At 52.9% G+C, this 13325-nt stretch carries 13 protein-coding genes; 4 read left to right on the forward strand and 9 right to left on the reverse strand.

All coding sequences use genetic code 11. The features are described 5' to 3' along the window. Positions 1 to 2: 2 nt before the first annotated feature. Complete coding sequence (locus tag AC0YOB_RS33965) at positions 3 to 1196, forward strand: MFS transporter (protein ID WP_475796545.1); 1194 nt, start codon at positions 3 to 5, stop codon at positions 1194 to 1196. Positions 1197 to 1281: 85 nt separating this feature from the next. On the opposite strand, the gene AC0YOB_RS33970 is transcribed toward AC0YOB_RS33965, so the two are convergent. From AC0YOB_RS33970 to AC0YOB_RS33985, 4 genes are all read right to left on the reverse strand, one after another. Next, a complete protein-coding gene (locus AC0YOB_RS33970) occupies positions 1282 to 1788 on the reverse strand; it encodes a hypothetical protein (protein ID WP_475796546.1) in 507 nt (168 codons plus the stop codon). A 218-nt stretch (positions 1789 to 2006) separates the two neighbouring features. Next, complete coding sequence (locus tag AC0YOB_RS33975) at positions 2007 to 2732, reverse strand: YebC/PmpR family DNA-binding transcriptional regulator (RefSeq protein ID WP_210046919.1); 726 nt, start codon at positions 2730 to 2732, stop codon at positions 2007 to 2009. Between the two features lie 190 nt (positions 2733 to 2922). Continuing rightward, positions 2923 to 3120, reverse strand: coding sequence for a cold shock domain-containing protein (locus tag AC0YOB_RS33980; protein ID WP_188993153.1), 198 nt, complete (start codon positions 3118 to 3120; stop codon positions 2923 to 2925). Positions 3121 to 3194: 74 nt separating this feature from the next. After that, entirely contained in the window at positions 3195 to 3896 is a 702-nt protein-coding gene (locus AC0YOB_RS33985) for a methyltransferase domain-containing protein (protein ID WP_475796547.1), read from the reverse strand. Between the two features lie 193 nt (positions 3897 to 4089). On the opposite strand from AC0YOB_RS33985, the gene AC0YOB_RS33990 reads away from it, so the two are divergent. From AC0YOB_RS33990 to pepF, 3 genes are all read left to right on the forward strand, one after another. Beyond that, positions 4090 to 4323, forward strand: coding sequence for a hypothetical protein (locus tag AC0YOB_RS33990; RefSeq protein WP_210046917.1), 234 nt, complete (start codon positions 4090 to 4092; stop codon positions 4321 to 4323). Positions 4324 to 4453: 130 nt separating this feature from the next. Then, positions 4454 to 4633, forward strand: coding sequence for a hypothetical protein (locus tag AC0YOB_RS33995; protein WP_210046916.1), 180 nt, complete (start codon positions 4454 to 4456; stop codon positions 4631 to 4633). A 179-nt stretch (positions 4634 to 4812) separates the two neighbouring features. After that, entirely contained in the window at positions 4813 to 6603 is a 1791-nt protein-coding gene (pepF, locus tag AC0YOB_RS34000; RefSeq protein WP_475796568.1) for an oligoendopeptidase F, read from the forward strand. 121 nt (positions 6604 to 6724) lie between these two features. Here the strand turns inward: pepF and AC0YOB_RS34005 are convergent, their stop codons facing one another. The 5 genes from AC0YOB_RS34005 to AC0YOB_RS34025 form a co-directional block, all read right to left on the reverse strand. After that, positions 6725 to 7606, reverse strand: a complete 882-nt coding sequence (locus AC0YOB_RS34005; protein ID WP_475786001.1) for an ABC transporter ATP-binding protein — start codon at positions 7604 to 7606, stop codon at positions 6725 to 6727. A gap of 4 nt (positions 7607 to 7610) precedes the next feature. Continuing rightward, entirely contained in the window at positions 7611 to 10496 is a 2886-nt protein-coding gene (locus AC0YOB_RS34010; RefSeq protein ID WP_475796548.1) for an ABC transporter permease, read from the reverse strand. Between the two features lie 45 nt (positions 10497 to 10541). Beyond that, positions 10542 to 11585 carry an efflux RND transporter periplasmic adaptor subunit gene (locus tag AC0YOB_RS34015; protein WP_210046912.1) on the reverse strand — a complete coding sequence of 348 codons (1044 nt, stop codon included), beginning with the start codon at positions 11583 to 11585 and terminating at the stop codon, positions 10542 to 10544. Beyond that, on the reverse strand, positions 11563 to 12285 hold the full coding sequence (locus AC0YOB_RS34020) for an ABC transporter ATP-binding protein (protein WP_210046940.1): 723 nt from the start codon (positions 12283 to 12285) through the stop codon (positions 11563 to 11565). The genes AC0YOB_RS34015 and AC0YOB_RS34020 overlap by 23 nt, the downstream gene beginning before the upstream one ends. Before the next feature lie 187 nt (positions 12286 to 12472). Then, the gene (locus AC0YOB_RS34025; protein ID WP_475796549.1) at positions 12473 to 13321 is read right to left on the reverse strand and encodes a DUF92 domain-containing protein; all 849 of its coding nucleotides are present in this window, start codon (positions 13319 to 13321) and stop codon (positions 12473 to 12475) included. Positions 13322 to 13325: the final 4 nt, after the last annotated feature.

The raw sequence follows: 13325 nt of genomic DNA on the forward strand, positions 1-13325 counted from the left end.
TCATGAATTCATCAAACCCGGTTCTCACCGCAGCCGGCCGGTCGCAATCCGCAGCAAAAGAAACCCTTATGCTCCGCATGTTCAGTTTTGCCATGTTTATGACACAGGCCATTGTCGTATCTTATTTACCGCTTTATTTTCTGGATCATGGCTATAACGCCTCCCAGATCGGTATTATCTATTCCATCGGACCGTTTATTTCGATATTTTCCACTCTTCTGTTCGGAGCGGCCAGCGACAAATACCGTACGCTCAAAAAGATTATGACCGTCATTCTGTTCGGCCAGCTCGTGATGCTCTCGCTGCTGTTCACGACCCAAACCTTCACAATAGTCTGTATCATTATGCTGATCTTCTATTTCTTCCAGACGCCGATGAACCCGCTGAGCGACAGCCTGATTTTGTTGTCCAGCCAATATACAGGCACCCCTTATGCGCTTGTCCGTATTTTCGGTTCGCTGGGCTTTGCCTTCATGGCGTTTTGTATGGGGCAGTTGCTGAGATTTACGGGATCTTGGGCAAGTCTGCTGGTCGGCGTATGTACGATAACAGTCTCCTTCTTGCTTTCGCTGGGGCTGAAGGATTATCAGGGCTCGCTCAAAAAGATGGATTTCTCCGGTTTGTTCAAAATTCTGCGAAAACCCGATATCGTTATTTTTTTCGTGTTGATTCTCGTTATTTCCATTTCGCACCGGATGTATGAGGGGTTTCTGGCGGTGACGCTCAGGCAGATGGGAGCAAGCGATTCCCTCGTCGGCGTGGCCTGGCTCATATCGGCGGTCAGCGAAATTCCGGTTTTCTTCCTGCTCGGCAAATATGGCCACAAGTTCAAGGAGCTTCCGCTGCTCGCAATCGCAAGCCTCATGTACGCGATCCGCTTCTGGCTGGTCAGTGAGATCCAGTCGCCGATCTGGATTATCCCCGTGCAGGCGATGCACAGCATCACCTTTGGCATCTATTTTACGACGGCGCTCAGATACCTCTCCACGATCATTCCCGATGAGTACCGCTCTTCAGGACAAGCCGTATTTACCGTGGTATGGGCTGGCATCGCCGGCATTATCAGCGGCACGGTGGGCGGCCCGATCTTTGATCATTACGGAAAAGGCGCCTTTTTTCATATGGCGATGATACTGGCCTTGGTCGCGGCAGCTAGCTTTTTGGCCAAACATATTTTCTCCCGCTCCAGCGTTTAATGCCAAGCTGCTGCAAATTCAAACGAAGCGCCCCTGGTTCCTTGATGAACCGGGGTTATTTTCTGATTTACCCCCTGCACTGAAATCATTTTCTTGGGACGCGTTTCCCCCATGGTTTGAATACCGACAATATAAACAATGCCAGAAGAGACACCAGCTGCATGATGATGCCATTCATCAGAAATGCCCGATTCACCAGAAAGTCTGACTGGCCAAGAGCATTCAGTCCGTCTGCACCGGTCATTGCTGCGGCTTTCAGCGACCACATATATATGCCTGCCATGCCCAAACCGATTGAAGCCACCGTCAGCAGCAGCTTCGCGATAATCCAGTAATATTTGAACAGCCCCCAATGAGTAAGCAGCGATAGCAGAACACCGGTGACAACTGCACCGATTGTAGAGGCCCGGATCGATGTCTCGGCCAGAAGCAGCATGCTGGCGTAGCACGCCTTCAGCACCCCCTCATCGGAAGTGGAAGCCGCAACCAGACTCAAGATCAGGAAGGCTACCGTCACGCCAAGCATAATGGCGCTAAAAAGCAGATGGAGCGTCAGCAGCCACTTCTTTGTACCTCCCGAAATTCGATTCATGTCCGTATTCATCTCCTTCATCCCGCATGCTTCCCATTGTAGGATTCAGTTCATAATTCCTTCTAAATAAGTTCTAAACAAAGTATAAAAAAAGCCCTTGCCGGCTGTTCGCGATCAAAAGCCGCGAAGCCGGAAGGGGCTGGTTTGGACTATAAAAGCAGTAACAAGACGAGCCGTATTTGAACAATCGGAACAATCGGAGTCCGTCCGTGAGGCTTCTATTCATCCTCATCAATTTCGAAGTTGGCAAAAACATCCTGCACGTCTTCATTGTCTTCAAAAGCGTCCATCATCTTGAGCAGCTTCTCGGCATTCTCGCCTTCCGCTTTGATCGTGTTTTGAGGCAGCCAGCGGACAGCGGCGCTGCTGAACCCGTAACCGTCATGCTCAAGCGCCCCTTTCACCCGCTCAAACTCCTGCGGGTCGGTGAGAATTTCATAGCTGTCGTCATTCACGATAACATCCTCCGCTCCGCCTTCGAGCGCCATCATAATCATCGTATCTTCATCGGTGTCATTCTGCTCCCGGTCAATGACGATCAGCCCTTTCTGATCAAACATGTAGGCAACGCAGCCGGACTCCCCCATGTTGCCGCCCCGCTTGTTGAAGATGGAGCGGACATCCGCAGCCGTCCGGTTGCGGTTATCGGTCAAACAGCGCACCATAATGGCCACGCCGCCGGGGCCATAACCTTCGTACATGATTTCTTCGTAATCCACGCCATCTGTACTTCCTGCCGCCTTCTTGATGGCACGCTCGATATTATCAACCGGCATCTGCTCGGCCCTTGCCGCGGTTATCGCCGTTTTGAGAGCAAAATTGGATTCCGGATTAGGTCCTCCCTTGCGGGCATGTACATAGATTTCGCGGGCGAGTTTGACAAATTTATTATTTTTAGCCTGGTCGGCCTTGCCTTTGCGGTCTTTAAACAACTTGAACTTCATTTTCAAATCGCTCCCCTTAAGGTGAATTCCAACCCTCATTTTATCATCATGCAAGCCTCGGGGTCAAAGCGCTCGGGGCATTGGCGCAAGCAGTCTGCGAACATTCCAGGCCTCCCATAAGAAAAACCCGACAATAAATTGTCGGGTTTTATATACGTTGGGACATGTGTTTGTGCGATTGTGTCCGTTCCTACAACTTCACGACGTTGGCAGCTTGTGCTCCGCGATTGCCTTCAGTGATATCAAATTCTACAGCCTGACCTTCATCCAACGACTTGAAGCCATCTCCTTGAATTGCCGAAAAATGTACGAATACATCTTCTCCGCCTTCGACTTGAATGAAACCATAGCCTTTCTCTGCGTTAAACCATTTTACTGTTCCTGTCAATTGAACAACCTCCTAAAATAACGTCATTAAATGACGTGTGTTTCCATTATACACCTAATATGGGGCAGTTGCAATTACATCCCGATAAACAATCCGCTCTCGGAGCCGGGAATAAAAGGAAGTCCGGTCCGGAACAATTCCGCCTTTCCGCCTTCAGCCTGAATCATTTCAAGAAGCGCATCCAGATGCGGGTATATCTCACCGCTTAGAGACATTAGGGGATAGATGCGGATGCCTCCTCCTGGACGGCAAACCCGCATCATCTCCAGAACCGCTTGCTTATGAAAAGCAAAATCAAATTGTTCTTCATATAAAAACAGAAAGTGGCTGCACAGAACAAGGGAGAAACGCCGGTCCGCAAAGGGCAGTGCGGGAAGACTTCCAGCCGCATAACATCGCGCTCTTGCCTCGGGATCACCGTAATGGGCGGCAAACCGTCCAAGCGACTTCTCGCGCCCGGCTCTGTGATTGCTCATATTGCCGTAATAGGACATATCGAACTGATCTGTGAGACCCTCAAGCTTAGCCGTCGAGAGGGATATTTCCGCCTCAGCTTCGGCGAGTAACACTGCCGGGTCAAGCGCATACCGCGGATCAACCGCCATCGCCTTGAAGCCCAAGCCGCTTACATCCGCTGTGAAGGACGAACCGCCAGATGCAATGTCAAGAATTTCTCCTGCCTTAAGCTCATCCTCAGATAAATCAAACATCCTCACATACTCCTCAAATCCCCGGCATGTCACTGCAACGCCGACCTGTTCATACCTTTTCTTCATCTCTCTTCTCTCCTCTGCTCGGCTCATCTCAACTCAAAACCCGGCTACATGCTCTCTTCCCCTTTCAAAACCAGGAGTATCACGTACTCCGCTAAAAAGGTGAACAAATTTTATCACGAAACTTATTTGATTTCTACCCCCTGTATTCGCTATGATTGATGGATACGCCACTATGCTGGAGGGAATGTACCGTATGTTTAAGAAAGTACAAATTTATAAAACGGACAAGTATAATATGCTGAACGTCGAGGTTCAGGGGAAAACGCTGATCGTCCGTGAAATTTCCGATCAATGGGGCGAGGAATGCCACACATTCGTCAGCCGCCCGGAAATGCTCCACTGGGCCGAGAACCGCTTTAAGCCCGAGAGCTTTGAAGGCCGCGAGGAAGAGCTTGCAGCGATTATGGAAGGCTTCCGCTCTGTCTAGTGCAGATGCCGGGGCATGTTTCTTCCTGTAGGATTGAAGGAAAATTCATCCTGCATATCGAAGACATACAAGGGCAGGTCATAACCGGCCTGCCGGCTGAATAGGTTGTGCGGAGGGAGCTTGAAAGAAATTGGATACGACAGCTACGATTATTTTTATCGTCGCGGCTTTTTCGCTGGGCATCCTGATCATTATGCAGCGCAACAACATACCCGCGAGCCTGCGAAGAGGCCTCGCAATCGCCGCAATTGTATTTATCGCGTTTGCTTTTTTCTTGATTGTTTATAGTTTAACTACGATGGGGTCATAACGAGACTGTTCACGGGCAAGACTAGGTGCAGACTGTACCTAGGAGCGTGAACCTCAATCATGAAGTGGCTTCCCATTGTATTGTCGTTGTCCCTGCTGCCCGCCAGCAGCGTGTCCTTGCACCTGCCCGCTTCTGTACCCGCAGTTCCGTCATCTATTAATCAACCGAGGGGGATTCCGATGAACCACGTACCCAAACGTTCCGAAACCGCGCCTGAGAACAGCTGGAAGCTGGAAGATTTGTTCGAAAGCCAGTCTGCATGGGACAAGGAATATTCGCACGCGAAGGAACTGATGAAGAAAGTCAATGCCTTCGAAGGCAAGCTTGCCGACCCCAAACAAGTGAAAAGCTGCTTTGAGCTTGAGGATGAGCTGTCGCAGCATGTGGAGCGGCTTTATGTGTATGCCAATTTGAAGCATCATGAAGACACGGCTGAGGCCGAATTCCAGGCTTTATCCGAGAAATCCAAGAAGCTCAGCGTCGAAACAGGAGAAGCGTTGTCCTTTATAACGCCTGAGATTCTGAGTCTCTCCGATGCCGATCTCGAAGCAATGATCAACAATTCCGACTTGGCCAAATACCGTCATACGCTGGAAGAAATGCGCCGGGAGAAAGCCCATATTCTATCCAAATCCGAGGAAGCTCTCCTCGCTGCGGTCGGGAATGTGAGCCAGGCGCCGGGCACGATTTTCAGCATGCTGAATAACGCAGATCTCAAGTTCCCCAAGGTCAAGGATGAGAATGGCGAAGAAGTGGAATTGACGCAGGGCCGTTACATACAGTTTCTGGAAAGCAAAAACCGCGAGGTTCGCAAAAACGGCTTTAAAGCTATGTACGACACCTACGGCAAGTTGAAAAACACGCTCGCTTCGACGCTCAGCGCGAATGTGACCAAGAACATTTTCTACTCCCGCGCCCGCAAATATCCGTCTACTCTGGAAATGTCCCTCTATGGCGACAACATTCCCAAAGAGGTGTACAACAACCTCATCGATGCCGTGCATAAGCATCTGCCGCTGATGCACCGCTACATGGAGCTGCGCAAGAAGCTGCTCAAGGTGGATGAGCTTCATATGTATGACCTGTTCGCTCCGCTTGTCGATGAATTCAAGATGGACATCAGCTTCGAGCAGGCCAAGGAAACGGTCAAAGAGAGTCTTGAGCCGCTGGGCAGGGACTATCTGCAGGTGCTGGATAAGGGCTTCCAGGACAGATGGATCGACGTTTACGAGAATGAAGGCAAACGCAGCGGCGCTTACAGCTGGGGCGCTTACGGCACGCATCCCTATGTGCTGCTCAATCATAAAGACAATCTGAACAGCATGTTCACGTTGACGCACGAGATGGGCCACGCGCTTCACTCTTATTATTCCGACGGCAATCAGGATTACCGCGATGCGCAGTATACAATATTCCTGGCCGAGGTCGCTTCAACGCTCAACGAGGCGCTTCTAATGGATTATATGCTGAAGAAATCAACCGATCCGAAGGAAAAAATGTACCTGCTCACCTATTATGCGGATCAGTTCCGGACAACGGTTTTCCGTCAAACGATGTTCGCCGAATTCGAGAAAATTATTCACGAGAAAGCCGAGCAAGGCGAGTCGCTGACCCCGGATCAGCTCAGCAAAATCTATTATGAGCTCAACAAGCAGTATTACGGCCCGAACATGGTCGTGGACAAGGATATCGAAATGGAATGGGCCCGTATCCCCCACTTCTACACTAGCTTCTATGTCTATAAATATGCGACAGGCTTCTCTGCAGCCACCAGCTTCTCGAAGCAAATTATCGAAGAGGGCGCACCTGCCGTTGACCGCTACCTTGGCTTCCTGAAAAGCGGAGGCAGCGATTTCTCCATCAATATCCTCAAGAAGGCCGGCGTCGACATGTCCACGCCTGAGCCGATTGAGCAGGCGATGAGCGTGTTTGAAGAGCTTATCGCGCAGATGGAAGAATTGACGAAATAAGCACGGCTCACCGTGTTATCTATTACGTATTCATCGAAAAGAAGTCCCTCCGTTTAATGGTGGGACTTCTTTTCGATGGTGCTATGGTTTACGATTGACTCTTACGTATGAACAGCAGGCCTTAGTCCTCCGGCGGATACAGAACGATTCGTCCTTCCTCCATCTCCACCCGCACCTTGTTTTTCTCCTTGAACTCATCCGCCTGCAGGTAATTGGCAGGAATCTGCAGTCGCCCCGCCTTGTCGATCACGGCATACTCGACATGGCTTGCTTCCTGCTTGAATAACCCGCCCCTCTCAAGCTCCGCCAGCTCCTCCGCGTATGATTGGCGGCGGATGATCTCCGAAGAGGTCTTGCCGTCGCGGATCGCCACAACACGGTCAACCTTCCGGGCAAGCAGCGGGTCATGCGTGACAATAACGATTGTAATGCCGATCTTCCGGTTCAGCTCCCGGAACAGATCCAGAATCTGATCCGACATCCGCGTATCCAGCGAGCCCGTAGGCTCGTCGGCGAGCAGCAGCTTCGGTTCATTAGCCAGCGCTATGGCTATTGCCACCCGCTGCTGCTCGCCGCCTGAGAGCTCGCTCAGCCGGTTCTTGATCCGGTGGCTGAGTCCAACAGCATCAAGCAGCTCCAACGCGCGCAGGCGCTTGCGGCGGCCTTTGAGCAGGATGGGAAGCTCCACGTTCTCCAGCGCCGTCAGATAGGGAATCAGATTGCGGGCATTGCTCTGCCAGACGAATCCGACGGTTTCGCGCTTGTATTTGACCAGATCGCGTTCCGCGAATTTCAGCAGATCCTGATCGTTGACAAGCAGCGTACCGGCTGAGGGCCGGTCAAGGCCCCCCAGCATATTGAGCAGTGTCGATTTGCCGCTGCCGCTGTTGCCGATAATCGCCATCAACTCGCCAGCCTGCACATGCAGGTCAAGCCCCTGCAGGGCGACAACTTCAAGATCATCTGTCTTATAAATTTTGACAAGTCCATCGCAATGGATCATAAGCTTAATCCTCCCCAAGCTTAAGCGCCTGCGTAATTTTCATTCTTGAGACCCTTACTCCGATAACGATGAGCCCGATGAGCAGCATCACGCCAACCACGCTGTACAGCTGTACATAATCGCTCAGCTGATGAATAATCTCGAACGGCGGCACCTGCTCCGCGGCGCTGAAGGACAGCTGGAACAGCGGAACGAACAAGTCGCTCACCGTATTTCCAATCCACACGCCCATGAGAATGGCCGCTGCCGAGGTGAGCAGCTGTTCGCTGAGCAGCATGCCGATAATCTGCATGAACGAGATGCCCATCGCCCGCAGAATCCCGAATTGCAGCGTACGTCCGGCCAACGTCAGCACCCAGAAGAGCAGAAAGCCGAAGAAGCTGATCATCATCGATATGACAAAACCAAGCGTCATGACGCCGTTGATGGCAAGCCGGAACGGATCATTTTTGGAGCGGATCAGCTGCTGATTGGCATCCACCAGCTCTTCGACAGGGATTTCCTTCTTTATCAGGTCATCATAAATCACTTTGCTGGTTGCATCTTCCTTAAGCTTGATCCAAACCTCGTACGGCTCCAGAGCCAGATGGTTCTGGATGTAGGATAGATGCCCGACAATCAGATTCGGCAGCCGGACATTTTCATCATCCTGATCTTCGCTGACACCGCCAACGGGCAGCGGATTCCAGCCCGGCCAATAATCAATGATGCCATACACGGTAAACCCGGCGTTGTCCAATCCGCTCCATTTGACAGATATGGGATCACCCGGCTTCACCTGGTACTTGTCCGCGATTGATCTGGAGATCAGCACAGCCTTCGGATCGGATGCAATCAGGTTCAGATAGCTGTTGATATGATGATCAAGCAGCCCGCTGCGCATCCAGGCCACATTGCCAAAATCAAGGGTATCAATTCCGTATAGCGCAGTTGCGCTGTCCCCGCCGCTTGCACTGAAGCTGGCATCCGGTTTGCGGAATACGCGTGCCGCCTTGTCCACCCCAGCCAGCTCCGTCATCTGGATAAAGGAGGGCTCGGTGTAGGTTATGACTTTCGGCTTTGCGGCTGCGTCCTCGGGGGACTCGGCGCCTCCCGGCCCGCCTGACATTGCAGGCGGGGGAGCATCGTTATCCCAGTGGATTTGCAGTTGAATATCCGATCCGGTCGTATAGTGGATCGCATCCTCCATATTTCCGTTGATGGTCCTCGCGGCATTGGCGCTGAACAGTCCCATGGCAACGGTCATAATCAGAAACACCTTGATCGTCAAATACTGCGTGGACGAGCGGCTGATCTGCAGCAGCGTGGAATACAGGGCGGGGGTCCACCACCTTCGCCCTATCCAATAGATCAGCTTTATCAGCCATGGATAAATACGCAGCAGCAGCAAGCCGCAGCCAAGCGCAAACAGTGCCGGCATAAAGAACAAGAGCGGGTCGACCTGCAGAGCAGTAGGATCAAGCGCAAGCTGCTGCAGCTGATCCAACCTCTTATTGAAGCCGACAAGCAGATAAATCGAAACCGCCAGCAGAATCAGGTCGATGCCAGTTTTATGCCAGAAGGACATTTTGCTGGAGCGGGCGAGCTGCTGCTTGTGTCCGACAATCGAAATCCGCGTTGCCAGAAATGCCGGAACAAGAATCAGGATAATCGAACCGACCACAGCTGCCGCCGCAACCTTGTATGAGGCGCTGTTTAAGGCAACATCGAGCGACGAACGCTGCACAAATTCGAGGAAGCCGTTGGAGGCTCCGAGGATCTTGGTGAAGTACACGCCTACGAAAGGTCCGATCAACAGGGCCAGCAGCCCCAGAATCACGCTTTCCACGGTGAACACCAGCATGATCTGCAGCCGGCTCGCTCCGCGGCTGCGGAGGACTGAGATCTCCGTCTTCTGCCGCTCGATGATGAGATTCGCCGCCATATACAGATAGAAAGCGAGCATGAACATCACCGGCGAGTACAGCGACCACAGCATGATGTCGAGCTTTTCCTTCTTTTCCGTGTACGACTGGATGGGATTCTTCGCCGGAATATCGACCGAAGCGATGCCAAGACGCATCGTAAAATAATTGGTCATCGCCTGGCTTTGGCCCGTGAAATTGGCGATATCATCGATGTTCAGCTGCTCATAATCAAGCGAATACTGCCATGTAATGCTGGAGAGCTTGAGCACGCTTTCCTTCTGGACAAAATCCTGCTCAAAACGTTCGAACGGTATGTAGAACGATGAGTTATAGCTCTCCACGTTGAATTGGTCGTAGATATTCTGCTGACTGCTCTCAACCAGCCCCACCACCAGCACCCGGATTTTCTCACCGGTGTCTTTGTTGGTATAAACAAACTCATGATCCAGATCCCGCTTCAGATCAATAATAAACTTCTGCGTGACGACAGCTTCATAAACTCCGTCGCTGCGGCCCGGATCGGGAAAACGCCCATCGATCAGGCGGACGCGCTCCTCCAAATCAGTCAGGGTCCGGAAGCTTCCGCTGACGTTCATTTCCTTCAGCTCGCGCTCAGAGCCATCCGCCGGAAATACGCGGAAGGACTGTGTGGACCTGGACACCAGGTAAGACTGGGCGTCCAGTCCGAAGCGCTTTGGCGCATTTTCCATATAACGGTCCGCCTGGGCAATCATGTTCCGGGTTTGATCGAAAGTCCTTTCACCCGGAGATACCGATGTAGCCGCGCGGATATAGCCGGGGTATATATTCTGATCCTTTTGCAGCTGCTGCAGCTCCTTGGTGAGCGTGCGCTGGAGTATGGCATGGGAGTATAAGGGCATAGAGCTGAACAATGCGACACAAATCGTCAAGCCGAACCACAAATTTAGCTGAAGCCAACGATTCTTCGCCATTTTGCGAAAAATCATCGTCCATAAGGCCATCGTCGTTTCACCTCTTCTTGTCCCTTAAGTCAGGCAGCACGCGGATTAATTGTTCAGGATAACCTGCTCGCCGGGCTCGAGTCCCTTGACGATCTCCACTTCCGTCGCAGTCATGATTCCCGCCTCCACGTCAACCTCCTTGCGGCGATCGCCGTCAAGCACCTGCACATAGGTTCGTCCCAAATAGGTGCGCAGACCGCTGCGCGGAAGCACGATAACATCGTCATGCTTCTCCAGCATGATGTGAAGCTGAACGGTTTCTCCCATAACGAGCTTGCTGCTTGGTTCGTTCAGTTCAATATAAAGCAGCTTGGCATTGCGCTCAGCCTGCTCCTTGTTATCGGTAAAAGGAGCGCTGGAAGGGGATTGAACCACCTTCCCCATGATTTTCGTACTGTCCACGGTCACTTCGACGTCCATGTGAAACTGGATCGGCGAGATCGTTTTGGGATCCTCCGCTTCGCATACCAGGTAGAGCTGCTTCGGATCAGAGACGCTCACCAGCGGTTTGTAACCGGTTACACTATCTCCTGCCGCAATCGTATCCTTGTAGGTGACGATTCCATCGATCGGCGCGGTCAGCCTGGCCGCCTCGGCCTCCTGCTCCAGGGAATCCAGCGAAATCTGCTCGCGCTCCCTGTCGATTTCGCGAAGTCTGACTTCGCCCGCATCCGCCCCCGCCTGCTTCACCTTGGAAAATTCCAGCGTGGCCCGCTCAAGATTCAGCTTCTGCAGCTTGATGCGCAGATCCAGATCGCCCATATCGAGCTCGGCGAGGAGCTGGCCGGCTTTCACGACATCGTTCTGGTTGACATGAATTTCCTTCAATCTTCCGTTATCTTTATAAAATAGCGGTATGCTGTGTTTGGAAGCCACTACTGCGGTTCCTGAGAAGAACCGTTCGATGGTCCCTTTCTTCACTTCAACGGAATCGAATTTCTCCTGCGCCGGCTTGATAAGCGGGGGTGCTAGCGTTTCTTCTCCCCCGGGCAGCAGGGAACAGCCCGATAATAATGAAGCTGCGAGCAGCAGCAGCGTCGATTGCTTCAGCAGCCGTTTGCGGCGGCTATGAATTAGGTTCAGCGACAATCTCCCCATCCTCCAATGCAATGACATGGTCGACGATTTCCATAATGCCCGGATCGTGGGTCGTCATAACTACGGTCATGCCGCGCCGCTCCACCAGATCGCGGAATACCTTGATCACCTGGAGCCCCATCCGGCTGTCCAGCTCCGCCGTCGGCTCATCGGCAAGCAGCAGCAAGGGCTCGTGCGCAATCGCTCTTGCAATGGCCACACGCTGCTGCTCCCCGCCCGACAATTCGGGAGGACGATGCTTCATGCGCGACTTCATGCCCACCCACTCAAGCGCAGTCTCGGCACGCTCCTTGTTGAGCTTCTTATCGGTTCCGGCGATACGCAGGGCGAATTCAACATTCTCATAAGCGGACATCAGAGGTATTAATCCGAATGCCTGAAAAACAAGTCCCAGCTGGGAGCGTCTCCAGACGCTGCGCTGCTTCTCCGGCAGTCTGGACAGCTCCTGTCCGTTAAACAGCACATAACCTTCGGTCGGCTGATCCAGCGCGGCCAGCAAATTAAGCAGCGTCGTCTTGCCTGAGCCCGAGCGCCCCTTGAGCGCAACCATAGAACCTGCAGCAATATCCAAATGAATATTCTTAACGGCTGTAACCGCCGTCTCGCCCCGGCCAAATACTTTCTTCACATTAACCGCCCGCAGAATCGGTTCTTGTTGCTGCTGCCTCGCAAGCAGCGCAGACGTTTCCATGTTCAATTGCGGTCAAGCTCCTCTCTGATGGATTGACTGGCTTTCAAACTTTTACAATTCATCCATTTTGAAGCTTAAGCTTATGTCAGAGTTAGAATACTCGTTGCGTGAATGCGCTGTCAACCCATTATTATACAGAATAAAGACCTGATTGCACTTAAAATTATGACGGAATGCCTGACTGCCGTTAGGCAATCAGGATGCCGATCACTCCGGCCAGCACAGCGGCGGCTGCGGATGAGAACAAATTGACCGCGTCATTGGTCATCCAGCCATACCCGCTGATCCGCTTCGCCGCAGCACCGCAATGCTCGGCACGCTCGGTCTGCACACTGCAGACGGGGCAGCGGTACATCGCCTGCACCGTCGCTCCGAGAAGTGAATCGGCTAAGGCGCCCGCCGTTCCAGCGAGACAGCCTACGGCGACAAGCACGCCCGGCAGCACCTCTCCAAGCCCGCCGGTAACCCATGGCGATATAAGAAGAGCGGCAGCAGCCCCGATCACGGCTGCCCCGGCAAGGGCAGCCATACTGCCAAGCGGCGTAACCGCGCCGCTTGTTCCGGCGGGAACGCGCGCGCCGCCGAGTATGGCCCGCGGGGTCACCCGGCTGAGCGCTCCAAGCTCGGTAGCCCAGGTGTCCGCGTTGACGGATGCCATAACGCCCACGAACGCGTAGAGCCATAACGGGTCCGGCCATATGGCATGCGCGGCGCACAAAATCAGGCCCAGACCGCCATTTGCCCAGACCTGCCCGGCATCGCGCCGGCTTCCTTTGGCATAATTCGCTTCGGCGTCCTGTTTCGCCCGGTGCCTCCGTTTGAATTTGGATAGAGCCGTGGAGGTTACAAAGAACACCATTAACGCGCCGAACCACAGCGGGCCGCCAAGCGTTACATAGCTTGTCCCCATAATAATGGCCGCCAGGGCACCTGATCCTGATAAAGAGCGCACCCTGTAGGCAGCCAGCGCAATGATCCCGCTGCCCAGCAAGCCAAGCGCAAGACGAAGCCACCAAGCGTCAACCCATCCGACCATGCCA

Source organism: Paenibacillus sp. JT31N17, assembly GCF_056269255.1.

Coding starts and splice junctions, on each gene's coding strand:
- AC0YOB_RS34010 (WP_475796548.1), bottom strand. CDS start 10,496: ATGGCCTTATGGACGATGATTTTTCGCAAAATGGCGAAGAATCGTTGG.
- AC0YOB_RS34005 (WP_475786001.1), bottom strand. CDS start 7,606: ATGATCCATTGCGATGGACTTGTCAAAATTTATAAGACAGATGATCTT.
- AC0YOB_RS34020 (WP_210046940.1), bottom strand. CDS start 12,285: ATGGAAACGTCTGCGCTGCTTGCGAGGCAGCAGCAACAAGAACCGATT.
- AC0YOB_RS33990 (WP_210046917.1), top strand. CDS start 4,090: ATGTTTAAGAAAGTACAAATTTATAAAACGGACAAGTATAATATGCTG.
- AC0YOB_RS33965 (WP_475796545.1), top strand. CDS start 3: ATGAATTCATCAAACCCGGTTCTCACCGCAGCCGGCCGGTCGCAATCC.
- pepF (WP_475796568.1), top strand. CDS start 4,813: ATGAACCACGTACCCAAACGTTCCGAAACCGCGCCTGAGAACAGCTGG.
- AC0YOB_RS33985 (WP_475796547.1), bottom strand. CDS start 3,896: ATGAAGAAAAGGTATGAACAGGTCGGCGTTGCAGTGACATGCCGGGGA.
- AC0YOB_RS33975 (WP_210046919.1), bottom strand. CDS start 2,732: ATGAAGTTCAAGTTGTTTAAAGACCGCAAAGGCAAGGCCGACCAGGCT.
- AC0YOB_RS33970 (WP_475796546.1), bottom strand. CDS start 1,788: ATGAATCGAATTTCGGGAGGTACAAAGAAGTGGCTGCTGACGCTCCAT.
- AC0YOB_RS34025 (WP_475796549.1), bottom strand. CDS start 13,321: ATGGTCGGATGGGTTGACGCTTGGTGGCTTCGTCTTGCGCTTGGCTTG.